20 protein-coding genes and 1 pseudogene are annotated in these 24,661 nt (G+C 68.9%); 12 read left to right on the top strand and 9 right to left on the bottom strand.

Annotation, left to right across the window (positions count from 1 at the left end; all coding sequences use genetic code 11):
* Positions 1-30: 30 nt before the first annotated feature.
* Positions 31-1,941 (bottom strand): translational GTPase TypA, encoded by a 1,911-nt coding sequence (gene typA, locus NWF34_RS10710; protein ID WP_024499019.1) that lies wholly within the window; start codon positions 1,939-1,941, stop codon positions 31-33.
* Between the two features lie 207 nt (positions 1,942-2,148).
* Between typA and NWF34_RS10705 the strand changes: the two genes are divergently transcribed.
* Positions 2,149-2,325: a hypothetical protein gene (locus NWF34_RS10705; protein WP_191834462.1), complete on the top strand. Its 177-nt coding sequence runs from the start codon at positions 2,149-2,151 to the stop codon at positions 2,323-2,325.
* Positions 2,326-2,329: 4 nt separating this feature from the next.
* Here the strand turns inward: NWF34_RS10705 and NWF34_RS10700 are convergent, their stop codons facing one another.
* Genes NWF34_RS10700 through NWF34_RS10685 form a run of 4 tightly spaced genes read right to left on the bottom strand, consistent with a single transcriptional unit; the run spans position 2,330 to position 7,102 of the window.
* A complete protein-coding gene (locus NWF34_RS10700) occupies positions 2,330-3,247 on the bottom strand; it encodes a DMT family transporter (protein ID WP_024499020.1) in 918 nt (305 codons plus the stop codon).
* A gap of 24 nt (positions 3,248-3,271) precedes the next feature.
* A complete protein-coding gene (locus NWF34_RS10695) occupies positions 3,272-4,345 on the bottom strand; it encodes an ABC transporter ATP-binding protein (protein ID WP_238063822.1) in 1,074 nt (357 codons plus the stop codon).
* The gene (locus tag NWF34_RS10690; protein WP_024499022.1) at positions 4,342-6,003 is read right to left on the bottom strand and encodes an iron ABC transporter permease; all 1,662 of its coding nucleotides are present in this window, start codon (positions 6,001-6,003) and stop codon (positions 4,342-4,344) included. The genes NWF34_RS10695 and NWF34_RS10690 overlap by 4 nt, the downstream gene beginning before the upstream one ends.
* Before the next feature lie 7 nt (positions 6,004-6,010).
* Complete coding sequence (locus tag NWF34_RS10685) at positions 6,011-7,102, bottom strand: thiamine ABC transporter substrate binding subunit (RefSeq protein WP_024499023.1); 1,092 nt, start codon at positions 7,100-7,102, stop codon at positions 6,011-6,013.
* A gap of 324 nt (positions 7,103-7,426) precedes the next feature.
* Between NWF34_RS10685 and NWF34_RS10680 the strand changes: the two genes are divergently transcribed.
* From NWF34_RS10680 to NWF34_RS10665, 4 genes are all read left to right on the top strand, one after another.
* The gene (locus tag NWF34_RS10680) at positions 7,427-8,260 is read left to right on the top strand and encodes a hypothetical protein (protein WP_024499024.1); all 834 of its coding nucleotides are present in this window, start codon (positions 7,427-7,429) and stop codon (positions 8,258-8,260) included.
* Between the two features lie 296 nt (positions 8,261-8,556).
* The gene (locus NWF34_RS10675; RefSeq protein WP_024499025.1) at positions 8,557-9,456 is read left to right on the top strand and encodes a hypothetical protein; all 900 of its coding nucleotides are present in this window, start codon (positions 8,557-8,559) and stop codon (positions 9,454-9,456) included.
* A 56-nt stretch (positions 9,457-9,512) separates the two neighbouring features.
* Positions 9,513-10,784, top strand: a complete 1,272-nt coding sequence (locus tag NWF34_RS10670; protein WP_258325005.1) for a lipase family protein — start codon at positions 9,513-9,515, stop codon at positions 10,782-10,784.
* A gap of 7 nt (positions 10,785-10,791) precedes the next feature.
* Positions 10,792-11,481, top strand: a complete 690-nt coding sequence (locus tag NWF34_RS10665; RefSeq protein ID WP_258325012.1) for a lysoplasmalogenase — start codon at positions 10,792-10,794, stop codon at positions 11,479-11,481.
* Between the two features lie 19 nt (positions 11,482-11,500).
* Here NWF34_RS10665 and NWF34_RS10660 read toward each other — a convergent pair.
* A pseudogene (locus tag NWF34_RS10660) lies at positions 11,501-11,955 on the bottom strand (hypothetical protein).
* On the opposite strand from NWF34_RS10660, the gene NWF34_RS10655 reads away from it, so the two are divergent.
* The 3 genes from NWF34_RS10655 to NWF34_RS10645 all read left to right on the top strand — a co-directional run bounded on the left by NWF34_RS10655 (position 11,906) and on the right by NWF34_RS10645 (position 13,645).
* On the top strand, positions 11,906-12,037 hold the full coding sequence (locus NWF34_RS10655) for a hypothetical protein (protein ID WP_258325013.1): 132 nt from the start codon (positions 11,906-11,908) through the stop codon (positions 12,035-12,037). The pseudogene NWF34_RS10660 and the gene NWF34_RS10655 sit on opposite strands and share 50 nt — an antisense overlap.
* A gap of 36 nt (positions 12,038-12,073) precedes the next feature.
* Positions 12,074-12,646, top strand: a complete 573-nt coding sequence (locus NWF34_RS10650) for an HhH-GPD-type base excision DNA repair protein (RefSeq protein WP_258325004.1) — start codon at positions 12,074-12,076, stop codon at positions 12,644-12,646.
* Between the two features lie 81 nt (positions 12,647-12,727).
* Positions 12,728-13,645, top strand: a complete 918-nt coding sequence (locus NWF34_RS10645; protein WP_258325003.1) for a hypothetical protein — start codon at positions 12,728-12,730, stop codon at positions 13,643-13,645.
* 179 nt (positions 13,646-13,824) lie between these two features.
* On the opposite strand, the gene NWF34_RS10640 is transcribed toward NWF34_RS10645, so the two are convergent.
* The 3 genes from NWF34_RS10640 to NWF34_RS10630 all read right to left on the bottom strand — a co-directional run bounded on the left by NWF34_RS10640 (position 13,825) and on the right by NWF34_RS10630 (position 18,168).
* The gene (locus NWF34_RS10640; RefSeq protein WP_258325002.1) at positions 13,825-15,561 is read right to left on the bottom strand and encodes an HNH endonuclease signature motif containing protein; all 1,737 of its coding nucleotides are present in this window, start codon (positions 15,559-15,561) and stop codon (positions 13,825-13,827) included.
* Positions 15,562-15,628: 67 nt separating this feature from the next.
* On the bottom strand, positions 15,629-16,936 hold the full coding sequence (locus tag NWF34_RS10635) for a WS/DGAT domain-containing protein (protein WP_258325001.1): 1,308 nt from the start codon (positions 16,934-16,936) through the stop codon (positions 15,629-15,631).
* A gap of 17 nt (positions 16,937-16,953) precedes the next feature.
* Positions 16,954-18,168 (bottom strand): acyl-CoA dehydrogenase family protein, encoded by a 1,215-nt coding sequence (locus tag NWF34_RS10630; RefSeq protein ID WP_258325000.1) that lies wholly within the window; start codon positions 18,166-18,168, stop codon positions 16,954-16,956.
* A 195-nt stretch (positions 18,169-18,363) separates the two neighbouring features.
* Between NWF34_RS10630 and NWF34_RS10625 the strand changes: the two genes are divergently transcribed.
* From NWF34_RS10625 to NWF34_RS10610, 4 genes are all read left to right on the top strand, one after another.
* Complete coding sequence (locus NWF34_RS10625) at positions 18,364-20,763, top strand: acetyl-CoA acetyltransferase (RefSeq protein WP_258324999.1); 2,400 nt, start codon at positions 18,364-18,366, stop codon at positions 20,761-20,763.
* Between the two features lie 215 nt (positions 20,764-20,978).
* Entirely contained in the window at positions 20,979-22,133 is a 1,155-nt protein-coding gene (locus NWF34_RS10620) for an AI-2E family transporter (RefSeq protein ID WP_258324998.1), read from the top strand.
* A gap of 90 nt (positions 22,134-22,223) precedes the next feature.
* On the top strand, positions 22,224-23,456 hold the full coding sequence (locus NWF34_RS10615) for an acyl-CoA dehydrogenase family protein (protein ID WP_006435958.1): 1,233 nt from the start codon (positions 22,224-22,226) through the stop codon (positions 23,454-23,456).
* A gap of 20 nt (positions 23,457-23,476) precedes the next feature.
* Positions 23,477-24,628: an acyl-CoA dehydrogenase family protein gene (locus tag NWF34_RS10610; RefSeq protein ID WP_258324997.1), complete on the top strand. Its 1,152-nt coding sequence runs from the start codon at positions 23,477-23,479 to the stop codon at positions 24,626-24,628.
* The last annotated feature ends 33 nt before the right edge of the window (positions 24,629-24,661 follow it).

Genomic DNA, 24,661 nt, shown 5'->3' with positions numbered 1-24,661 from the left:
CCCGCCGTCGGCGGGAGACCGGCTCGGCGGTCAGCTGACCGCTGCGTCCCGGGACTTGGCCCGCGAGCGCTCACGGGCACGGGTCGACGAGTCCAGGTGCACCTTACGCACACGCACGACCTCAGGGGTGACCTCGACACACTCGTCGGCGGCACAGAACTCCATGGCGGCCTCGAGGTCGAGCTGCATCGGCTTGGCCAGCGTCTCCATCACGTCGGCGGAGGACTGCCGCATGTTGGTCAGCTTCTTCTCGCGGGTGACGTTGATGTCGAGGTCTTCCTGACGCGGGTTGATGCCCACGACGTGGCCCTCGTAGCTGTCGTCGCCGGGGTTCACGAAGAACGTGCCGCGGTCGGCGAGCTGGATCATCGCGAACGGGGTCACCGTGCCGGAACGGTCGCTCACGAGCGAGCCCGTGTGGCGGGCGCGGATCTCGCCTGCCCAGGCGTCGTAACCGTCGAACACGGCGTTGGCGATACCGGTGCCGCGGGTTTCGGTGAGGAAGTCGGTGCGGAAGCCGATCAGGCCACGCGACGGCACGATGAACTCCATGCGGACCCAGCCGGTGCCGTGGTTGTTCATCTGCTCCATCCGGCCCTTGCGGGCGGCCAGCAGCTGGGTGACCGCACCGAGGTACTCCTCGGGCACGTCGACGGTCAGGTGCTCGAACGGCTCCTGGACCTTGCCGTCGACCTTGCGGGTGACCACCTGCGGCTTGCCGACGGTCAGCTCGAAGCCCTCGCGACGCATCTGCTCGACGAGGATCGCGAGCGCGAGCTCACCTCGACCCTGCACCTCCCAGGCGTCCGGACGGCCGATGTCGAGCACCCGCAGCGACACGTTGCCGATGAGTTCGGTGTCCAGGCGCTGCTTGACCATGCGGGCGGTCAGCTTGTGACCGGACACGCGGCCCGCGAGCGGCGAGGAGTTGGTGCCGATGGTCACCGAGATGGCCGGCTCGTCGACGGTGATCCGCGGCAACGGCTGCGGGTTCTCGAGGTCGGCGAGGGTGTCGCCGATCATGATCTCCGGCATACCGGCGACGGCCACGATGTCGCCGGCCGACGCGGACTCCGCCGGTTCGCGCTCGACGCCGACGGTGGCGAGGAGTTCGGTGATCTTCGCGCGTTCGACGACGGGCTTGCCGTCGACCTCGCGGCACCAGGACACCTGCTGCCCCTTACGGAGCGTGCCGTTGTGGATGCGGACGAGCGCGAGGCGGCCCAGGAAGGCCGATGCGTCGAGGTTGGTCACGTGAGCCTGCAGCGGCGCTTCGGGATCACCCTTGGGGGCGGGCACGTGCTCGAGCAGGACGTCGAAGAAAGCGTCGAGGTTCTCCGCGGCCGGGATCTCACCGTCGGCGGGCTGTTCGGTGCTGCACACACCGGCGCGGCCGGAGGCGTAGAGCACGGGGAGCTCGAGCACCAGCTCGGCGGCCTTCGCGGCCTCCTCGTCGAGGTCGGACGCGAGGTCCAGGAGCAGGTCCTGGGTCTCGTCGACAACTTCCTGGATGCGGGCGTCGGGGCGGTCGGTCTTGTTGACGACCACGATCACCGGCAGCTCGGCGGCCAGCGCCTTGCGCAGCACGAAGCGCGTCTGCGGCAGGGGCCCTTCGGAGGAGTCGACCAGGAGCACGACGCCGTCGACCATCGACAGGCCGCGCTCGACCTCACCGCCGAAGTCGGCGTGGCCGGGGGTGTCGATGACGTTGATGACCACTTCGGTGCCGTCCGGCTGACGCCGGTGCACCGAGGTGTTCTTGGCGAGAATGGTGATGCCCTTCTCACGTTCGAGGTCACCGGAGTCCATCACCCGGTCGACGACCTCGGCACGCTCTCCGAAGACGCCGGACTGGCGCAACATGGCGTCGACGAGGGTGGTCTTTCCGTGGTCGACGTGCGCGACGATCGCGACGTTACGGAAGGTGGGGGCAGCGCTCACAGGCTCTCTTTCATGTGGTTGGGGACCGCTTCGGCGGCCGGCACTCGGCGCGAGCCGAAACTACTCAGTGACTCGCGGCGGACAGCTCTGACCGGCGACAAGTGCAGATCACCTTGGGATTCAACGCTACAGAGTATCGGTTTATGTGGTGAGACCGCGATCACAGGCGTCGGAACACCCATTATTAGGGCCTGCTAACCTCGCCGCATGGGCAAGGTCGACGCGGTCAAGGTGGGCTCTCTGAAGCCCAAGAAGAAGTGCTGCAAGAGCTCCACGCGGTGCGTGCGGTGTCCCGTGGTGATCCACCGGATGCGCAAGCTCGACACCTCGGACATGACCAAGAAGGAGCTCAGCAAGGCGCTGAAGAAGGCGCGCGCCGCCTGAACGATCAGCTCGGCGGGATCTCGTCGGTGTTCATCGACCGCTCCGCGGGGTCTGCCGACCGCACCGCGACCGCCAGCGCGACCGCCACGATCCCCACGGCCTCCAGCGGCCGGGGAACCTGACCGAGCACGATCAGGCCGATCACCGCCGCGGTCACCGGGAGCAGGGCGAGCAGGATCGCGAACCGCGCCCGGCCCACGCCGCGCAACACGACCTGATCCAGGGCGTACGGGATGGCGGTCGACGCCACGCCCAGCACCAGGCCCTGGCCGATCAGCGCGGCCGCCGACGCACCGTCGCGCACCGCCTCGGAAGAACCCCAACCGGCTACCGCCTCCAGCACCCACCACGCCAGCGGTGAGGTTGCCAACGCGGCGATCACGAAACCGGTGGCGAGATCCTCGACGCCCGCACCACGCGCCGCGACCCGCTTGCCGAGCACGATGTAGCCGGCCCAGCAGGCGGCCGCGGCCAGGGCCAGCAACACCCCCACACCGGTTCCCGACCATCGGACGTCGGCGATGAGGACCACCCCGAGCCCCGCCAGCACGAGTGCCGCGATGTCCCGGCGGGTCCGAGAACCCAAGGCCGCCACCGTGATCGGTCCCAGAAACTCCAGTGCGACGGTGGTGCCCATCGGCAGGTGCGCGAGGGCCTCGTAGAAGGTGATGTTCATACCCGCCGTGATCAGACCGAAGCAACCGGCCAACCGGAGGCGGGAGGGCTGCCACGCGGACCGCGGTGGCCGGACCCAGATCAGCAGCACCAGTGCGGCGCCGGCGATGCGCAACCAGGCCACCGCCGACGGCGAGACGTCGTCGAACATGCCGACGGCGACCGCCGCCCCGAGATACATCGACGTCGCGCCGAGCACCATCAGGCCGGGCGGGAGAAGCAGTTCGCGCCGCGCTGTGTCGGTCATCAGCGCTCCGTCACCGGGTCGCCCTCACCCGATCACCGCGACGCGCTCGGGCACCAGACGGATACGCACGCGGTCGCCGATGACGACGGGTTCGTCTGCCACGGCATCGATCTCGCCGACCGCGGTCTCGATGCGCACGCGTGGACCCGCGGGCAGTTCGGCGACGAGCACGACCGTGGCGGAGTTCGTGTCCGCGTCGTCGTCCGGGCCGTCGGGGGACGCCCTGGCGACCGCCACCGACTCGGGCCGCAGGCCGAGCCGGTGCGAACCGTCCGGCAGGTCGAGCGCGATCGGACCGAGCACGGTGTCGGCGACCCCGGCGCGCAGCTGCGCGTCGATCACGGTGGTGACCCCGAGGAACTGCGCCGTCCACTCGTCGACCGGTCGGCGCCACAGGAGCGACGGTGTGGCGACCTGCACCATCGCACCGGCGCGCATCACCGCGATCTCGTCGGCCATGGTCGCGGCCTCGGCGTGATCGTGCGTGACGACGACGGTGGGGACACCCGCCGCCCGTACGATCTCCGAGATCTCCACCGCCAGTTCATCTCTCAGCCTACGGTCGAGCGCTGCCAGCGGCTCGTCGAGCAGCAGGAGCCGCGGATGCGGGGCGAGCGCACGCGCCAGTGCGACGCGCTGCGCCTGACCGCCGGACAGCGTGTCGACGGAACGCTTCTCGTAGCCGGGAAGACCGACGACGTCGAGCAGTTCGGTCACGCGCTGGGCGGTCCGGTGGCGCGACCACCGACGAATCCTCAGGCCGTAGCCGATGTTCGACGCGACGCTGCGCCCGCCGAAGAGTTGCCCGTCCTGGAAGACCACGCCGAAGTCCCGACGGTGTACCTCGACCCCGGCGAGGTCCTCACCGCCGAAGCGCACGACCCCGCGTGTCGGCTGCTCCAGCCCGGCGACGGCGCGGAGCAGCGTCGACTTGCCGCAACCGGACGGGCCGAGGACCGCGGTCACCAGGGAACCCGCTCCCCCGACGCGCCAGGACAATCCGTCGATCACGGTGTGCCCGCCGTACGCGACGGTGAGATCGGAGATCTCCAGCAGGGCGTGGGAACCGGTCGCGGTGTCTCGTTCGGTTCCGGTCACAGCAGCGGCACCTCCGCTCGCGGCCGGAACACCTCGACCACCAGCACGGCGAGGGTGGTCGCGGCGACGAGGACCACCGACGCGGCCATCGCGGTCGCCAGGTTGGCGGCGCCCGGCCGGTTGAGAGCCGATCCGATCAGCACCGGGAGAGTCGTCGTGTCGGCCCGGGCCAGGAAGCTGGTGGCGCCGAACTCACCGAGCGCCATCACGAAGGCGAACCCGGCGGCCGCACCCGTCGAACGGCCGATGATCGGCAGATCGACCGTCGCGAACACCCGGGCGGGCCGGGCGCCCAGCGTCGCGGCCGCCTGCCGCAGCCGGACCGGTACCGACTCGAGCGCGGGCAGGATGATGCGGATGACCATCGGGATGGCGATCAGCGCCTGCACGCACGGGATGATCGCGGGCGACGCCGCGATCGCGTAGGGCATCGACGCCAGCACGATCAGATATCCGAAACCCAGGGTGACAGCACTGATCCCGAGCGGGACGAGAGAGATGGCCGAGGCGATCGCACCGACCACCCCGCGGGAACGGTGGAGCGCGACCGCGGCGAGCATGCCCACGACGACGGCGATGACGGTCGCGAACGCCGCCGACACCAGCGAATACTCGAGACTCTCCAGCGGGGTGACCCCGTTGACCGGTTCGGCGAGGGCCCGGTATCCGGCGAGCGTCCAGTCACCCCCGGCCGTCGGCCGCACCGATCGCGCCATCAGGACCACGACCGGCCCGACGAGCAGCAGCACCGTCCACGCGCCCACCAACCACCTCGCCGGAAGCACGAACCGAGCGTTCGCGAACGCCGCATCCCGACGACGCCGCTCGGCGCCGCCACGGGCGGAGCCGGTCCCGGCGGGATCGGCGAACACACGGGTGAGCATCAGGGCCGCGAACACGACGACGATCTGCACCATCGACAACACCACCGCCTCCGGGATGCGGAAGTAGCCGATGGCCTGGGTGTAGATCTCGGTCTCGAGGGTGCGCAACTGTCCCGCACCCAGGATGATCACGACGCCGAAACTGGTGGAACAGAACAGGAAGATCAACGCGGCTGCACCGGCTGTGGCGGGTAGCAGCCTGGGGATCACGACGGTCAGCGTCGCGCGCAGTCGTCCGGCGCCCAGCGTGCGCGCAGCCTCCAGCAGTCGGGGGTCGAGGTTCCGCCACGCCGCACCCACCACGCGCACGACGACGGCGACGTTGATGAACACATGCGCCGCCAGCACCGCGCCGAGCCCGGACTGGATGTGCAGGAAGGAGAGCGGGCCGCTCAGCAACGATCGGAAGGCGACGCCGACCACCACCGTCGGCAACACGAACGGCACCGTCACCGCGACGGCGAGGAGAACCGATGCGCGCCCACCGACATGGGCGTACAGCCACGCTATCGGCGCGGCCGCGAGGAGCGCGAGCACGGTCGACGCCGCCGCCTGCCCGAGGGTCACGCCCAGGAGCGCCCACGCATCGGTACGCGTGAGGAGATCGCCGAGTCGTTCGCCCGACGCGCCGGCCAGATGCACGGCTCGGCGGACGAGCGCGAGGACCGGCCAGGCGAACAGGACGGCGATGAACAGCGCCGGGATCAGACGCAGCGCCACCCGGCCGGCGACGGTTGCCGTCCGCGCCACGGGCCGCGCCGTCACCCGGGTCACCGGGCGATCACCTTCCGACAGCGGCACGCCACTGGTCGAGCCAGCTCTCGCGGTTCTCCGCGATCGTGGCCGGCGGCATCGATGACATCCACGCCGGCACCGCCGCTCGGGCCGGCCAGCCCTCGGGCAGGGCGACGTCCCGCTGCACCGGGTACACATACATCGACTCCGGCAGCGCGGACTGCACTGCCGGGCTCAGCATGTAGTCGACGAGCTTGCGTGCCCCCGTCGAGTTGCGGGTGCCCTTGAGGACGCCGATGTACTCGACCTGCGGAAAGCAACTGTCGAGCAGGGCGCTGGTGCCGGGCGTCGCGGCGGGCGAGGACGCATAGGACAGCACGATCGGCTTGTCTCCCTTGCCCTCGCCGGCGCTGAACAACTGGTTGTAGGCGACCTCCCAGCCGGAGACGATGGTCGCGCCACCGCCGACGACCTGCTTCCAGTAGTCCTGCCAGCCGTCGCCGAGGGCCCCGACCGTCGTCAGCAGGAAGGCCGTGCCCGGCGAGGAGGTGGCCGGATCGGTCAGCACGGTCTGCGATGCGTACTCCGGTTTCGTCAGGTCACGGAAGCTCGCCGGCGGCGTCAGCGATCGCGACTCGTACCAGGTGTTGTCGATGTTCAGGCAGACGTCACCGCGGTCGACGGCGGTCAGCTGGTCGGCCGCACCGGGGACCGCGTACTCGGCGGCCCCGCCGGCGGCGAGCGGTGACACATAGGATTCCAGGGCGCCCGCCTCGATCGGCCGGGAGGCGAAGGTGTTGTCGATGCCGTAGACCGCGTCCCCCTTGGGTGCGCCCGGGGTCAGGGACACGGTCGACGCCAGTTGCCCGGCATCACCGGAACGCACGATCTTCAGGGTGAGCCCGGTCTCCTGACGGAAGCCGTCGATGACCGACTCGGGCAGCTCGAAGGACTCATGGGTCAGCAGAGTGACCTCACCTCCCGCCGTCGACTCGTCGGCACAGGCCACCGCAGTCGTGAACGCCAGCCCCACACCGACGGTGAGTGCGATCGTCCGGGAGACGATCCCCGCCCACCCACGCCGACGACCGGTGCCGCCCACGGGCTGCAGCTCGTTCACGCCCTGCAGTTGGTTCACATCCGACTCCTTGCGACCGACTGTCCCTGTCCTGTCCACCCCCACATCCAACCAGGTGCCACCGAAACGCACGATGCGCCGCCGACCATGACCACTTTGGTAACAATTGCATCAATAACCACATACGTCACAGTCGCAGCCGACGGGACTGCCTGGACACAGCAGATGCCGAGGGGCTTAGAATGACCCGCGACGTCCGGGGTGGGATGATCGAAGAACCTGAAGACCCCGGGCGACCCACACGACCACGACCCACACGACCACGAGGCGCACGAGGCTCGCACTTTCCGGCCGACGCAGCGCCACGACCGATAGGACTCACCAGTGCGTTTCACACGGCCGTCGAGGTTGCGTTCCACCGCCTCTAGCCCGCACCGGACCCGCCGCCACCGCCTTCTCCTCAGTGCATCGGCGCTCGTCGTCGCGGCCGGCCTCGCCCTTCCGGCCGTCGCCCAGGCCGCTCCCGCTCCCAAGGTCGATCAGCGCGTGCTGGACTCGCTCGGCGCGTTCGCACCGGCGATCATCGGCTCGGTCGCCACTCCCGGCCCCGATGGCAAGGTCAACGCCCAGCTCCTCCAGCAGGCCGAGAGCTTCGCCAACACGCCCGGGATGCCCGCCGAGGTCACCAAGATCTGGCGTTCGGTCGCCGACTTCCTCGGGGAACCCGGACGCAAGGAGGCCGCCCGTCAACTGGCCGCCGAGACCAAGCCGGGCGATCCCGAGATCCCGAAGGGCCCGAACGCTCCGAAGATCCAGGAGTTCCTGTACCCGACCTTCGGTCTCGGCTGCATCCCCGGCGGCGGTTCCCTCGGACGCGCACTGGTCACCGCGGGCCCGCAGGAAGCACCGGCACCCGGACCCAAGCGCGGCGAGGGCGGCTACGTCTACACCGCACTCGGCACCGGACCCGCGATCGACAACGAGGCCCAGCCGCTCATCGCGAGCTGGCTCAACGTCGACACCGGACGCACCGGCACCACGACGCTCAAGCGGAACCCGAAGATCAACGTCAAGGACGGCCCCGGCACCTTCACCGGCATCGCCCGGACCGGCAAGGGCCGCGTCATCTCCGCGATCCACGGGAACGTGACCACCAAGACCAAGGGGCAGGTCGTGTCCTGCACGATCGTCCCGGTGATCGGCCTCGCCATCATCTGACGCACGTCCACTTTCGTTCAGCGGCACCCCGGCTCACCGCCGGGGTGCCGTTGTTTTGTGCCCGCCCCCCAACGCACCGGCCGCCGCCGGTGACGAAGCATGTGGCGCGCGTCTCAGGCACTGAAATCCGAAAACGCCAGGTCGCCGGGAATGTCGGTATCTCGCCGATCGCGCGGATGTCACAGCTCGGACTCGCGACTTGCCCAGGTCGTCACACTCGTGGTCTCTTTTAACTTGAATCCCATCTGTCACACCCGCCACACGTGGCGGGGTGTTCGGCTGTTTGAAGGAGTGCCATGTCCATCACGTCTCGGTTCACACGTCCATTCGTCGGGCGACGCGGAATCCGGCGCTGCGGTGTGGGCCTCGTGGGCGTGGCGATTGCCGCTGCTGCGGTCACCACGACCGCGCCGGCCTCGGCCGCGCCCTCCCTCCCCCTGCTACCGCCGAACATGCTGAGCGCATACTCCATCCCGTTCGACGCCGAACTCGCCGGAGCAATCCGTCTGTTGAAGTCGGCCGGCGTGGACCAAATGGCCGTGCAGGCTGCGCAGGCGGTCCTGGGCAGTACCGGCCAGTTGTCCGTCCAGGACATCTCCGGACGCGCGGGCGCACTGCCATTCGACGCGTCGCGGCCGCAGCCGGCCTCGGCTCCCGACGCCGCTCCCCATCCGGTGGCCGCCACCGATCCGATCGCCCTGCTCAGGACTCTGGGCATCCAGACCCTGACCCCGTCCGTCGCGCCGTTCTGCACCGCCCCCACCGCCGACAACCCTCTGGGTCTGGTCACCGCGGGCGCCGGCGCCGTCGCGGGCCCCTGGCCGATGAAGACCGATCCGCTCACCCAGCTCAAGCCGCTGCTCGACATGCTCCCGGGGGTCTCGATCCCGGACAAGCTGAACCTGGTGGAGAACGGCGAGACCGCGTACGCGTTCGTGCCCGCCTCCCCGAAGGCCGGCAAGGGCGGCACCATGCAGGTCGCCTGGTTCAACACCAGCACCCTGCAGGGTGGCTTCGCCGATCTCGAGCCCGTCAGCAACCAGGCCACACTCGCCGCCCTGCCGCTGCTCTCGGGTGTGCGTCTCGCCCCGGTGAAGACCGGCAAGGGCACCATCCTCTCCGCCGTCTTCGGCACCGCGCAGAACGGCGCGCAGAACTGCTGGTTCCTCCCGGCAGTCGGCGTCGTCAACGCGTGAGACCCCCACTCACCGACGACACTCCCACCCCCACACACAGAACGAATAGACGACACATGAACACGCACGGCATCTCGTCAACCCGTCGGAGTGCCTCCATCGCCCGCACGGTCGCCCTCGCCGTAGCCCTCACCATGGGCCTGACCACCTTCGGCGTCGCCGCCGAGGCCGTCGCGGAACCGACCACGACCACACCGTCGACCAGCACCTCGACGCCCGACGCCGCCGACGAGGAGACGGGCGCCCCCGCCGACGACAACGCCGGGACGATCGACACCCGCGGCCCCGGTCAGGCACCGGGTGCCGTCCACGCCAATCGTGACCTCGCCCGTGCCCGCATGGTGGCCGGCGCCGTCTCCGGCAACGACTTCACCTACTGGAGCACCGGCGCCGACGGCAAGGCCCACCTGTCCTCCGGCGTGCTGATAGTGCCCGCCGGGCGGGCACCCGCCGGCGGCTGGCCGGTGGTCGCATGGGCCCACGGCTCGCGTGGCATCGCCGACAAGTGCGCCCCGTCGGAGCGTCCGATCAAGGACGACACCACCGAACTGAGCCGGTGGCTCGGCCGTGGCTATGCGGTCGTCTCCACCGATTACGCGGGCGTCGGCACACCGGGGACCCCGCAGTACTACGACCTCGAGGCCACCGCCCGCAACATCGTCGACGCGGTCAGCGCCTCACGCGACGTCTCCGACAACCTGTCGCGCTCGTGGGCGGTCGTCGGCGAGGGGCAGGGTGCCGCGGCCGCGATCACGCTGGCTCGCATCGCACCGCAACTGCAGCAGCGTAACTCGCTGAACTTCAAGGGCGCGGCGGCGACGTCGATCCCGGCCGAATTCGGTGCGCTCCTGGCCAATCTCGGGCCGTCGTCGGCGAGCATCCCCTCCGGACTCGCCGCGGATGCGCTCTACACGCTGAGCGCGATCCGCAACGCGCGCCCGGGACTGGACGTCGACGCGCTGCTCACCGACACCGGCAAGAAATGGATGGCCAAGGCGGCCAACGAGTGCATCACCGAGTTCCGCAAGGACGTCGACGGTCTCGCGATGGGTTCCCTCTTCGCCAAGCCGGTGTCGGGGAACAAGGAGCTGACCAACCTGCTCACCGAGGCCACCGCGCTGCCCAGCCGCGGCTTCGTCAAGCCGGTGATCATGACGCAGTCGCTCCAGGACACGTCGGTCGTCGTACCGCTGTCGCTCAAGTACCTCAACGAGGCTCGCGCCGATCGCCAGGTGCAGTCCCGCACCTACCTCACCCTCGACGGTGCGCAGTCGGCGAAGCTGTCCGACAACGACATCCGCGCCTTCATCGCCAAGATCCTGAAATGAGTCGATGATGGGTCGCCGTCTTCCGGGCCGACGGCTGTTCGATCTGGCCTACGCGGCGACGACGACGGCCGCCACGGTCACCGGCGCGCTGGGCCACCGGCGGGCGGCGGCCCTGACCAAACCGCTGCCGATGCTACTGCTCGCCGGACGGGTGGCCGCCGGGGCACGGGGGCGCGACGCCGTCGACACCGCCGGATTGGCGGGCGCGCTGGCGTTCTCGATGGCGGGCGACCGGCTGATGTACCTCGAGGAGTTCGAGACCGAGCCGGTCGCCAAGGACCGCTATCTGCGCCTCGGGGCGTCGTTGTTCGCCGGCGCCCAGTTGAGTTACATCGCGACGATGTGGCGGGCAGGCGCCCGGCCGTCGGCGCGGCAGCTCCTCCCCCGGGTCGGCCTGCTCGGCGAATCGGCCGCCGTCCTAACCCGTCATCGGCCAGCCCTGCTGCCGGTGCTGGGCACCTACGGCAACATGCTCGCGACGATGTCGGCGACGGCGAGCGCCATGTCCGATCCGCAGCCGCGGCTACGGATCGGCGGTGTCGCGTTCCTGCTGTCGGATCTGGTCATCATCAACCGCCGTCACCTGATCACCGATCCTCGTCTCCGGATGGCGGGTGAGGCCTGGGTGCTCGGCAGCTATTTCGCCGCGCAGTACCTGCTGATCGGCGGTCTTGCCGAACGCCTACGCCGACGCTGATCACCGCGGTCGGGGCGGCTCAGGCCGTCGCCCGCCCGCTGCACGACGAGTACTGCGGATTGACCATCGGGTTGAAGGCCATCGCGCCGAGCTTCTGCCTGATCGTGAACGCGACGGGCCCGCGTCCGGGATGGATGTCCACCTGCCACTTGACGGTGAAGCCGCGACCGGGCACGAAGACCGTGCCGGTGCGTCCGGTGCGCAGATTGCGCCACGACACGGTGACGTCGTAGGTGTATTCCAGCGCAACGGGTTTCGCGCGGTCGGTGCCGATGAGTGCGATCGCGGGTCCGGGCAGTCCGTCGGCCGGGAAGCGGATGTCGTTGAACACGTCGACCCGGATCTTCACCGTCCCCGCCGGCCACGGGTTCACGCTGTCGCAGACCAGCGTCGTGACGTAGTTCGGTTCGGTGTGGTCGGGGGGATGGCCTTCGCGCTCCCCGGCCCGGCGACGCCGATCAGCGCCGCCACCATGCCGACGATCACCGCACCGATGCCCGCACGTGATCTCCATCGCCCCGAACTGCTCTCCCCGCTGATCATGGGGGAAGTCTAGAGCCGCGCGGCCACCGCGTCTGCCAGAATCGTTCCCATGCCGAAGATCCAGATCGCCCAGGAACCCGCGGCCGACGAACTGCTCTCGACCGATTCGTTCGCACTGCTCGTCGGGATGTTGCTGGATCAGCAGTTCCCGATGGAACGAGCCTTCGCCGGTCCGGCCAAGATCCGTGACCGCTTCGGGACGATGGACCCGGCCGAGATCGCCGACGCAGACCCCGAGGCCTTCGCGGATCTGTGCTCCACTCCCCCGGCCATCCACCGCTACGGCCGCTCGATGGCCGGACGTGTGCAGGCACTGGCGAAGGTCGTCGCCGACGAGTACGGCGGTGACGCCGCCCGGATCTGGACCGAGGCGACCAGTGGCGCCGACCTCATGAAGAGGTTGCGTGAGCTGCCCGGATTCGGGGAGCAGAAGGCGAAGATCTTCGTCGCACTCGTCGCCAAACAGCTCGACGTGAAGCCCTCCGGCTGGACCAAGGTCGCCGGCGACTACAGCAAGCAGGGATACCGGTCGGTCGCCGACGTCGTCGACCCCGACTCGTTGCAGAAGGTCCGTGACTTCAAGAAGGCGGCCAAGGCCGCCGCGAAGGCCGCGAAGGAGTAGGGGCGTCGCGGTGGGTCACCTGACCGGGAATCACCCGACCTTCACCCCCGATCGCGATCCGGTGGCCTAGTGTCGGGAACCATGGAGTCTCTTCCCGAACGAAGCGCACCTCCCGGGACCAATCCGACTCGTCTGCTCCTCGAGATGCCGCTCCGGCTGGGATTCACGGTGACCGGAGTGGTCCTCGCCGCAGCCGAATCCGCGGTGACGATCGCACGGATCACCGCGGGCAGTGTTCAGCATGAGATCAGCCTGGCGATCGGCGCCGAGGACGAACTCAACGCGGCGCGTACCCCCCTCGCGCTCCTCAACCAGCTGTCCGAACTGCTGGGTCCGGAGCGGCCCTTCGGACGCATCCTGGCCTCGGGCGGCCCCCTGGAACGTCTGCTCAACCCCGGCGGGGTCATCGACCGGCTGACCGCACCCGACGGTCTGCTGGAGAGACTCACCGCCAAGGGCGGGCTCCTCGACCAGATGGCCGACGACCGCGGCATCCTGATGCGCCTGACCGCCAAGGACGGGCCACTCGATCGCCTCACCCGCCCCGGCGGCGTGGTCGACCAGTTCACCGAGAACGAGGGCATCCTCGAACGTCTCACCTCCGAGGGCGGCGTCGTCGACAAACTCACCGCACCCGACGGCATGCTCGAGAAGGTCACCGCTCCGGGCGGCATCCTCGACCGCTTCGCCGCAGAGGCGGGCCTCCTCGATCAGCTCGTCGGCGAGGGCGGCGCGGTCGAGCGCGCCATCGCGCCGGGCGGTCCGCTGGATCGGTTCACCGAGCTAACCGAGGTGATGGGTCAACTGGCACCCAACCTGATCGCCATGCAGGACACCGTGCACGAACTCGCCGAGACCGTCGACCTGCTGAATCAGACGGTGGCACCCCTCGGCGGTCTCGCCGAGCGTCTGCCCAAGCGACTCACCCGCGGCCCCAAGGGTTCCGGCGGCAGCAGCGACGCCTCGCCCGCGGACACCAACGGCCGCCCGAACGCCTGAGGGCCAGTCCCCACCGCTCGTTGAGTAGGCACGAGCCGACGCACGAAACTTCCACACCACGCAACCCCATGCCGGTTGAGCCGACACCGAGCAAAGCGAGGGCGTCGCGTCGAAACGCCGGTTGAGCCGACACCGAGCAACGCGAGGCGTCGCGTCGAAACCCGCCACACCAGGCGGTGTCAGAACGGTGGTGGGTTCTTCCGGTTCCATTCGTCTTGTTGTCGGCGGTGGGTGACCGTGCGGGCAATGCGGCCGTCGCCGAGTCGCCGCCGGGCCGGGTGGTCGGGCGGCTGGGTTTTCAACGAGCTGAACAGGTCTCGCCCGGTGTACGGATTCCCCAGGTACACATGGCCGGTCGGCGCTTCGAACCAGATCGCCATGTACTCGTCCTGGGAATCCCGCCAGGCCCCGAAGGTTTTGATGCGGTGGTGGAATCGGCACAACGGTTTGAGATTCCGTTGGGTGGTCTTGCCTCCACGGTCGGGGTGCCGGTGGTCGAACGGGTGTGTGTGGTCGAGGTCGACGGTCCACACCGGCTGGTTACAGCCGGGGAAGGTGCAACACAACTCACCGGCGCGCACCAGTGCCTGCAACTTCTTGCTCGGCACGTACGTGCTGGCTGCGGCGGCGGCCTGGACGTCGGCCTCCGTGGGTTCGGTGCGGACACCTGTTGTGATGACGGAGTGGATGGCGTCGACGAAGAGTCGGCGCATGGTGGCGGCGTCGATGAGGCCGTGACCGTCGAGCATGCCCGGATCATCGTCCAGACCCTGCAGCGTCGTCAGGTTCCCGATGATGTGATAGGTCGGACGAGGAACACGGCACGTGGAGCAGGAGCACGTGCACTCCTCGGTCGGCTTCGTCGTTGCGGCGGTTCCGGAGTCAGTTGGAGCAGTGTCGATCGCGGCAGGGTCGGTCACGGCAGGGTCGACGACCGTTGTGCCGGTGTCGGATTCACCGATGCCTTCGGCCACCGGCATGTCAGCGGCGGTGGCGCCGACCGTCGGATCGGTATCGAGGTCGTGCGCGAGAGGTTCGGGTATACAGTCTCGACACTGGCAATCCAGGGCTCGTTTGCCGTGGGCGAGTGCGAGTAGCGCATCGGCGCGGCGCTGGGCGGTGGTGCGCGGATCGCGCGTGTGCACGGTGGCGGCCATCGCCGACAGCTGCGCGTTCAGGGCGGCGGCATCGGTGTGCGGCAGATGCCCGGTGATCCGAGACCGGCCGGACTGATGCCGATCCGGACTGATCGTCACCCCACGGTCACGGGCGGCATGTTCGTTGCGGCGCTTCACCGCTTCCGGGGCATGGGTGTGGACGACCTTGTCGACGAGTGCGGTGAAACGGGCCGTCGACATCGGGTCACGGGCCAGGATCACCTCGGCCAACGCGGCATCCACCGTCGGCATGGCGGCGTCGTCGACGAAATCGGTTCGCCGCTCGGCGATCTGGAACCGGTGCAGGTCGATGCGCCCACACGCCAGCGCGGTGCCGGTCAACGGCAATCGATACCGCATCGCATCCCCGGTGCGGATCATGTTCCGGGCGTCGGCCGGAGTCATGTTCATCGCGGCGCCGAACTCGGCGGCGGCCTGCTCTAACCCATTCGGACCGAACTCGGCATACGGGTCCCGACCCGCAGCCGCCTCGGCGGTCATCGTTGCTAGTTCGTCGACCGAACCCGCTTCCCCCGAATGGGATTCGCTGCGCCGCAGCAGATAGTCCTCTTCCCGCTGCTCGTGCAACAGGCTGGCGACCATGAGCATCCGGCAGGTGTTGGCCGCGTTCATCGTCGCCGAGTACGTGGCGGTACTGATCAGCGCCTCGGGCGACAGTCCGGCAAGTGGCCCGAACACATCGACACCCACGTCGGGGCACTCCCCAGCGGGGTCGATGGTGCCGAACTCGAAGGCCATGACAACACCATAGGCACGAGGTCTGACAATTCCGTCGGGCGCAATCCCTGCGGGATCACGATCGTTGTCAACGACTTTCGGTAGTAGCAAGGGTCTCCCGCAAGAACCCCACATACCGGTCGACATCGGGCATGACCTCCGGGCTGGTGGTCACCGACACCGCGACGCGGTCGCCGATGCCGTGCACGCCGTGTGTGAGTCCCTGCACCGGCGACAGCGCGGGAAAGCCGGTGGTGAACAGGATCTCCCCGCCGTCGAGGTCGACGTGGGCGGCACCCCGATCCACCGAGGACACCACGGTGACACCGGTGACCGTCTCCGGCCGGGTGTCGAGGTCGACGGCCCGGATGCCCCAGTGTGCGAGGATCGCCGGCGTTGCTTCCGAGACCCGCCGCTGCGCGACTCGCGCCGGATCGGCATCGGCCGCACGGGCGGCGTCGATCTCATCGCGGATGAGTCGCGCACGTTCATGCGGTTCGTCGGCTTCGAGGTGCAGATCGATTCCCACATTACGAAAATTGTTGCGCGTCTTCGATTTGTCGGATCGTCCGACGGTGAGCTCCACACCGAGACGTTCACAACCGTCGCCGAGATATCTCGGTAGCGCCTGCGAGATCGCGACCAGCACCGCCACCGTGACCGGATGCCCGGACGCCGTGAGGCGATCTCGGTCGAGCACGACGACCCGCAGGAGCCGCCGCGACCCGGGATTGCGGTTCAGCGTCGTCAGCGGATAACCCGGCTTCCCCGGATTCGCCTGTCCCCCAACCTGCGCGAACTGCATTCCGCGTCGGATCGTCGAGACGAACTCAACCGGAAACCGCAACGCGCCCAGCGCGAGCGTTCCGACGTCACGGATGAGCCCGGGGACGCCACCACGGCCGGCGACGCTCTCGAGGTACGGGGCGTCGAAGAGGTCCCGCGCGATCTGCGACGCCCGACGTCCGTCCCCGAGCGCGTGGGAGATCTGGAGTACCACGACGACTCCCGTGACCGGATGGCCATCGCCGGCCGGCAGACCGGCCACCGGACCGAACAGGTGCAGTCGCCAGGCCGCGCGGGACGGCACCAGCTGGTCGGCAACGAGCGCGCCGACGGTGTCCAGACACGACGACCAGGTCCGCGTCGTGGTGTCGACGCGGACCTGGTCGGGTGTGGGTTCGGCCGAGACCCAGTACGGCCGGTCGGCGGTGGCGGGAACGTCGTGGATCCGTAGGCACAGATCGTCGACGTGCCGCGCCCGCGCCAGCAGTCGCCGGGCGCACTCGTCGAGCGAGATCGACGGTGTGGCAAAGCCATACAGCAGGAACTGGTCGTTGGCGATGCGCTCGGACATCCAGTACGACTCGGCGTCCGCCGCCGCCATCCGCTGCATGGGGCCAGCGTAGCCGCCTACTTCTGGCCGGCACTCCACGCGTAGGGCAGCTCGGTGCCGTTGAGGACGTGGTCACCGATGGCCTGCAGTTTGAAGATCAGCGGGTTGTGGACCGAGATCACCCGCGCGTTGCGCCAGTGGCGGTCGAGGCGCAGCCGCTCGGAGGTGATCGAGGCGCCGCCGACCTCGAACAGCTGGGTGGTCGCGTCGAGCACCAGCGGGATGACGGTCGCCTGGGCACGGGCGACGTCGAACTCGACCTTGTCGAGCAGCTTCTCGTCCTGCCAGGCGGTCTCGGCGAGACGGTCGAGCTGATCGGCGATGTCCAGGACGATGGTGCGCGCCGAGTAGGCGGCTGCCGTCAGCCGGCCGATGACCTGCTGCACCAGCGGGTCGTGGCGGGGCAGGTCGGCGGTCGAGTGGGTGAATGTGCGCGTGCGCTCTCGAACCCACTCGCTCACGTCGTCGGTGGCACGCTGCGCAATGCCGGCCAGCACCGACAGTTGCACCAGCTGGAGATACGAGGTGGCGTACGTACGGCCCTCGACGCCGTAGCCCGGGCCGAGGATGCGATCGCCCGACACCTGCACGCCGCTGAACTCGGTGGTGCCGCTGGCGGTCAGCCGCTGGCCGAACCCGTCCCAGTCGTCGTGCTGGGTGACGCCCTCGGCGTCGGCGTCGACGAGCACCGACACGCGCTCGCCGTCCTGGTCCGCGGCGACGAGGATGTGGTCGGAGTACAAGCTGCCGGTGCTGTAGTACTTGGTGCCGTCGAGGCGCCACGAGTCCCCGTCGGCTGTGAGCCGGGTCTGGTAGCGGTCGATGGCACCGACACCGGGCTCGGTGATCGCGTTGCCGACGAGCGTGCCCTCGGCGACCTTGCGCAGCCAGCGCTCGGCCTCGGGATCGGGCAGTGCGGCGAGCTGATCCTCGACGAACGACCAGTGCACGCGCAACGCCTGCGGGAGATTCGACTCTGCCGTGGCCAGGTCGATGAGCAGCCGGAACAGCTGGCGCACCGAGGCGCCGTACCCGCCGAGCTCGACCGGCACGCGCAGCGCGCCGAACTTGGCCTCACGCAGCCACGACACCTCGTCGTGTGCGAGTCGCCGATCGTCTTCACGAGCCACCGCGCCTTCCGCGATACGCGCGAAGATCGGGGCGAACACCTCGTCGAGCCGCTCGTCGGTGGTGCCGGCGGCCGACGTGCTTGCGGGCACGGTTGCGGTCATCAAACGTCCTTTCGATACAGACTTGTCGGCCGATAGTGTCGTCGGCTCCCGCCCCTTCGGCCACGATTGAAACCGCGGTGAACGCAACGTTCCCAAGCACTCGATGCCGCGGCAGACTGGGTACCGAACCCGCAGGTATGGCCTATGCCGGACCACGTTGAGACGCCCGTCACGCGTTTGTGCCATTGTGTGCGTATGCCAATCTCGATCGCTGATCTCGATCCGAACACCCCCGTCGTCGTCGGTGTCGGCCAGGCTTCCGAGCGTTTGACCGATCCCGGGTACGAGGCGCTGGGTGAAGCGGACCTCGCGGCGCGCGCCGTCGCCGCCGCCTTCGACGACGCCGGCGCGTCCGACCTGGCCTCGTCCATCGACACGATCGCCGCGATCCGCTCGTTCGAGATCTCCAGTCCCCTGTCCTCCTCGCCGCTGGGCCGGCCGGACAACGTGCCGCGCGCCGTCGCCAAACGCGTCGGCGCCGACCCGCGTCGCGCCGTGCAGGCCGTCACCGGCGGGCAGACCCCGCAGACGATGCTCACCGAGCTCGCCGGCGTCATCGCGGCGGGCGACTCCGAGGCAGCCGTCATCTTCGGCGCCGAGGTCATGTCGACCGTGCGGCATCTGCAGTCGAAGCCGGACGCCGAGCGTCCGAGCTTCGCCGAGGAGGTCGGCGGGCAGCTCGAGGACCGCGGATTCGGCCTCAAGGGCATCATCACCGTCCCCGAGATGCGCCATGGTCTCGCGTCGGTGATCCCGCAGTACGCCCTGCTGGAGAACGCTCGCCGCCACAACACCGGTCTGGGCCGCGAGGAATACGCCGCCACGATGGGCGAACTGTTCGCTCCGTTCACGAAGGTCGCCGCGGCCAATCCGCATTCGGCTGCCCCGACCGTTCGCGACGCCGCGGAGTTGGTGACCGTGACCCCCGAGAACCGGGTGGTCGCCGATCCGTTCACGCGCTACATCGTCGCCCGCGACCAGGTGAACCAGTCCGCCGCCGTCGTCGTCATGTCGATCCGGGCCGCGCAGGCCGCCGGCATCGACCCGTCGAAGTGGGTGTTCCTGCACGGTCACGCGGAGACCGTCGAGCGCACCTCGCTGGACCGCCCCGACCTCGGTGCCGCACCGGCCGCCCCCGCTGCGGTCCGGCACGCACTCGAGGTCGCCGAGGTGGGTCTCGACGACATCCGGGTCATCGACATCTACAGTTGCTTCCCGATCGCGGTCTTCAACATCCTCGACGGCCTCGGCCTCGCCGCCGACGACCCGCGTGGCCTCACCGTCACCGGCGGCCTGCCGTTCTTCGGCGGCCCGGGCAACAACTACTCGCTGCACGGGATCGCCGAGATCGTCACGCGGGTACGGCAGTCCCCCGGCGACTTCGGTCTCGTCATCGCCAACGGCGGCGTGCTCAGCAAGCACGCGGCCGGCGTCTACTCGACGACGCCGGCGCCCTGGCGTGCCGACAACAGCGCCCGGGTCCAGGCCGAACTCGACGCGGTGCCGACCGTTCCCACCGTCGGCGACGCCGACGGGCCGGCGATCCTCGAGACCTACACGGTCATCCCGAGCAAGAGCGGCAAGCGGACCGGCGTCGTGGTCGGCCGCCTGATCGACGACGCCGCGCCGGACCGACTCGGCGCGCGGTTCGTCGCCAACCTCGACTCCGACGACGACGAGTTCTTCGACCTCCTGCTCAACTCGGACGACCCGGTGGGCACCGAGATCGTGGTGCGTTCCTTCGACAAGGGCAACCGGGTCAAGCTGACCGAGGCGGCGATGAACGCCAAGTACCCCGCGGTCGCGCCGACCTTCCGGGACAGCTACGAACACATCGAGATCCGTCGTGACGGACACCTGCTCGAGGTGACCATCAATCGTCCCGACGCCCGCAACGCGCTGAACCCTGCGGCGAACGCCGAACTGGACTCGGTCTTCGACGCCTACTTCGCCGACGACGACCTGTGGGTCGCGATCCTGACGGGCAAGGGCGACAAGGCGTTCTCGGCGGGCAACGACCTCGCCGCGACAACGAGCCCGGCCGCACTGTCGGTGCCCAAGAACGGATTCGCCGGTCTCACCGCGCGCGCGAGCCTGCCCAAGCCGGTCATCGCTGCGGTCAACGGATTCGCGCTGGGCGGCGGTTGCGAGATCGCGATGGCCTGCCACATCATCGTCGCCGACGAGGAGGCCTCCTTCGGACTGCCCGAGGTGAAGGTCGGATTGGCCGCCGCCGCAGGCGGTCTGGTGCGTCTTCCGCGGATGATCCCGCCCGCGCTCGCCCGCGACATGATCCTGACCGGTCGCCGGATCTCCGCCACCGAGGCCGCCGCTGCCGGTCTGGTGAGCCGGATCGCCCCGGCCGGCAAGGTTCTCGAGACCGCCCGCGGGGTGGCCGAGGAGATCCTCGCCGCCTCCCCCACCTCCGTCCGCGCGTCGATCGCGACGATGGAGCAGTCCGACGCGATCACCGACACCGTCGAGGCGGTCCGCGCGAGCACCAACGTGCTCGACTCGCTGATCGTCAGCGGCGACACCCTCGAGGGGATCATGGCGTTCGTCATGAAGCGGACCCCGGAGTGGAAGGGTCGCTGACAGAGCACAATCGCCCCTGAGGTGTTCCGGGCGCCGCGCACTGGGTTCAAGGGTGAAGCCGCGGCTGACACCCCGCCGACGCGCCCGTGCGCAGTCCGAGCAGGCGCGGAGTCGTCGCCGGAAAGCGCTCCGCCGCAGATCGTCGTACTGAACACTGGATGACGGTCGCGCACTCCGGGCACGACCCACGTCGTGGGCGAGAGTGAGGCGAGAGCATGGCACGTCGGGGCACGAACCGCTCCAGGACCACCACGCGCGCGCTCGAGGCACCGTCCTACCGCACCGACCCGCCGGCCTGGACGCTCCCCCGCGGGACGATAGTGCTGATCACCATCGCCGGCCTGGTGGTCGCGGTCGGGGGCATCAAGGCGGTCTCGTCGTTCGCCGCGCCGACGTTCCTGGCGCTGATGCTGACCGTCGCCGTTCAACCGGTGCCGAGATGGTTGCGCACCAAGGGCTTTCCCGGCTGGGCAGCGTTCCTGACGACCGTCGTGCTCGTCTACGGCATCCTGATCGGGCTGTTCGCGACGCTGGTGTTCTCAGTGGCCCGGCTCGCGACGATACTGCCGGACTACGACGAGGAGTTCGACGAGATCATCACGAGCTTCCAGGACTTCCTGACGAGCCACGGCGTGAGCCAGGACAAGGTCCAGGACATGATCTCGCACGTAGACACCGGCAAGGTCGTCAACGTGGTCACCGACGTGCTGGCCGGCACTCTCAGCGTCGCGTCGGCCCTCGTCCTCGTACTCGCCCTGTTGCTGTTCATGGCGGCCGACTCGGTGGGATTCGACGACCGGATGACACACCTGCGCGACGTGCGGCCCGACATCGCCTCCGCATTCGGCGCCTTCGCGCAGGGCACCCGGAGTTACCTGTGGGTGTCGACGGTCTTCGGACTGATCGTCGCCGTGTTCGACAGCATCGCGCTGGCATTGCTGTCGGTCCCGCTGCCGATCCTGTGGGGTCTGCTCTCGTTCATCACCAACTACATCCCGAACGTCGGTTTCGTCATCGGACTCGTCCCGCCGGCGCTCCTCGCCCTGCTCGACGGCGGGGTCGTGAAGATGCTCATCGTGATCGCGGTCTACAGCGTCATCAACGTGATCATCCAGTCGGTCATCCAACCGAAGTTCGTCGGAGATGCCGTCGGACTGTCGACGACCCTGACGTTCCTGTCGCTGATCTTCTGGGCCTGGGCGATCGGGCCACTGGGCGCGATCCTCGCGGTCCCGCTCACCCTGTTGGCGAAGGCACTGCTCATCGACATCGATCCGGCGACCCGTTGGGCCGATGTCCTGCTGTCGTCGTCGAAGCCGGAACCGCTCCCGGACGACCCCCCGGACGTCACACTGGAAAGCGAATCGTGAGCCGGGCTACGCTCCGGAGCGAACATTCGGTAGATTGCCATTCGACCCCAATCTGACCACAACCGTTTACAGATAGGTTGCGCACCGCTCATGGACATGAACTGGTCTCCGGCCGACGCCGCGTTCCGCGACGAGGTACGGGCGTTCCTCGACGAGAAGCTGACCCCTGACCTGCGGGCGGCGGGCACGCTGCGCACGTCGGTCTACTCCGACCACGAGGCCTCGATGACGTGGCAGGCCATCCTGCACGAGCGCGGTTGGGCCGCGCCGGCGTGGCCGGTGGAGTACGGCGGCTGCGACTGGTCGCAGTCGCAGCACTACATCTTCAGCCGCGAGTCGATCCTGGCCGGCGCACCGTCGCTGTCGCCGATGGGCATCCGCATGGTCTCCCACGCGATCATGGCCTTCGGTACCGAGGAGCAGAAGAACTTCTTCCTGCCCGGCATCCTCGACGGCAGCGTCTTCTTCTGCCAGGGCTACTCCGAGCCCGAGTCCGGTTCCGACCTCGCGTCGCTGTCGATGGCCGCGGTCGACGACGGCGACGACCTCGTCGTCACCGGCTCCAAGATCTGGACCACCCACGCCTCGGAGGCCAACTGGATCTTCTGCCTGGTCCGCACCTCGCGCCAGGAGCGCAAGCAGCAGGGCATCACCTTCCTGCTCATCGACATGAACTCCCCCGGCATCGAGGTCCAGAACCTCGTCTTCGCCTCCGGCGAGCAGGTCCAGGCGCAGGTGTTCTTCGACGGCGTGCGCGTCCCCAAGAAGAACGTGCTCGGCAAGATCGACGACGGCTGGACCGTCGCCAAGTACCTCCTCGTCTTCGAGCGTGGCGGCGGCGCGGCTGCCCCGGCGCTGCAGGTCATGGCTGAGCAGCTCGGTCGTGACGCAGCAACGGTGACCGCACCCGACGGGGGCCCGCTGTCGGAGAATCCGGCGTTCGCGGCCAAGCTCACCGACCTCCAGATCCGCGCGAAGATCCTCGAGGTCCTCGAGTATCGTGCGCTCGCCGCGATGACGTCGGGCAAGGACCCCGGCTCGATCGCGTCGATGCTGAAGATCCTGGGAACCGAACTGAGCCAGGAGATCACCACCCTGGCGCTCGAGGCCGCTGGTCCGCATGGCCGCGTCTTCCAGCCGCATGCGACCCGCCCCGGTGGTCCGATCTTCCAGTACACGCCGCCCACCGACGGCTACGTCAGCGGTGAGCCCTGGCAGGCCGTCGCTCCGCTGCACTACTTCAACGACCGCGCCGGCTCGATCTACGCGGGTAGCAACGAAATTCAACGAAACATCCTCGCCAAAGCGGCTCTGGGTCTCTGACGGGTCACAGGAGAAAACTGATGGACTTCACACTCACCCCCGAACAGCAGCTGCTGTCCGACGGACTCAACAAGTTCCTCGACGCACGCTACGACCTGCAGGTCAGCCGCGACGCCGCGAAGGTCGGCGAGGGCTGGCAGCCCAAGATCTGGAAGGCCTTCGTCGAGGACCTCGGCGTCGTCGGTGCCTGCCTGCCCGAGGAGATCGGCGGATTCGGCGGCGGCGCCGAGGAATTGATGGTCGTCACCGAGGCACTCGGACACGCCCTGGTCGTCGAGCCGTTCGTCGATTCGGTGGTTCTCGGTGCCGGACTGCTGCACTCCACCGGTAATCCGGTCGCGCTCGAAGCCGCCGGTCGTATCGCCGCGGGCGATGCCCTCAGCGCGCTCGCCGCACTGGAGGACGGTTCGGGCGGCGTGCTGTCGCGCATCGAGACGAGCGCCGACCGCGACGGCGAGGGATGGGTGCTCAACGGCAGCAAGGCCGTGGTCACCACCGCGCCCATCGCCGACTACCTCATCGTCAGTGCCCGCACCTCGGGCGAACCGCACGACCCCGCAGGTGTGTCGCTGTTCCTCATCGACCTCGCCGACGGCGCGCCGCAGGGACTCGAGCTCCAGCGGCTACGCACCATCGACGACCGGCCGGCCGCCGACATCACGTTCACCGACGTCCGGCTCCCCGGCGACGCACTCATCGCCGGCGACGGTGCGATCGACCTGCTCGAGAAGGCCTGGGACACCGCCACCGCAGCCGTGGTCTCCGAGGCCGTCGGACTGATGCGCAAGGCCTTCACCGACACCGTCGAATACGCCAAGCAGCGCGAGCAGTTCGGCGTCCCGATCGGCAGCTTCCAGGTTCTGCAGCACCGCATGGTGGACATGCATCTGCAGCTCGAGCAGTCGGTGGCCGCCCAGTACTTCGCGATCCTGTCGCTCGACGCCGAACCCGCCGAGCGCGCCGCCGCGGTCTCCGCCGCCAAGGCGACGATCAGCCGGGCCGCACGCTTCATCGGACAGAACTCGGTGCAGCTGCACGGCGGCATGGGCATGACCGAGGAACTGGCCATCGGTCACTTCTTCAAGCGCCTCACCGCCATCGAGTACGAATTCGGTACCGCCGACGCACATCTCGCCCGCTTCGCGACCGCCACCGCGCAGATCGACAACTGAACGGTCCGCAAAACCACCACAGATCAGCAAAGC

The sequence above is a fragment of the Gordonia sp. GONU genome, from assembly GCF_024733855.1.
Classification (GTDB): domain Bacteria; phylum Actinomycetota; class Actinomycetes; order Mycobacteriales; family Mycobacteriaceae; genus Gordonia; species Gordonia amicalis.
Note: the sequence above shows the minus strand (reverse complement) of the source record. Positions and strands in the feature narration are given on the sequence as shown.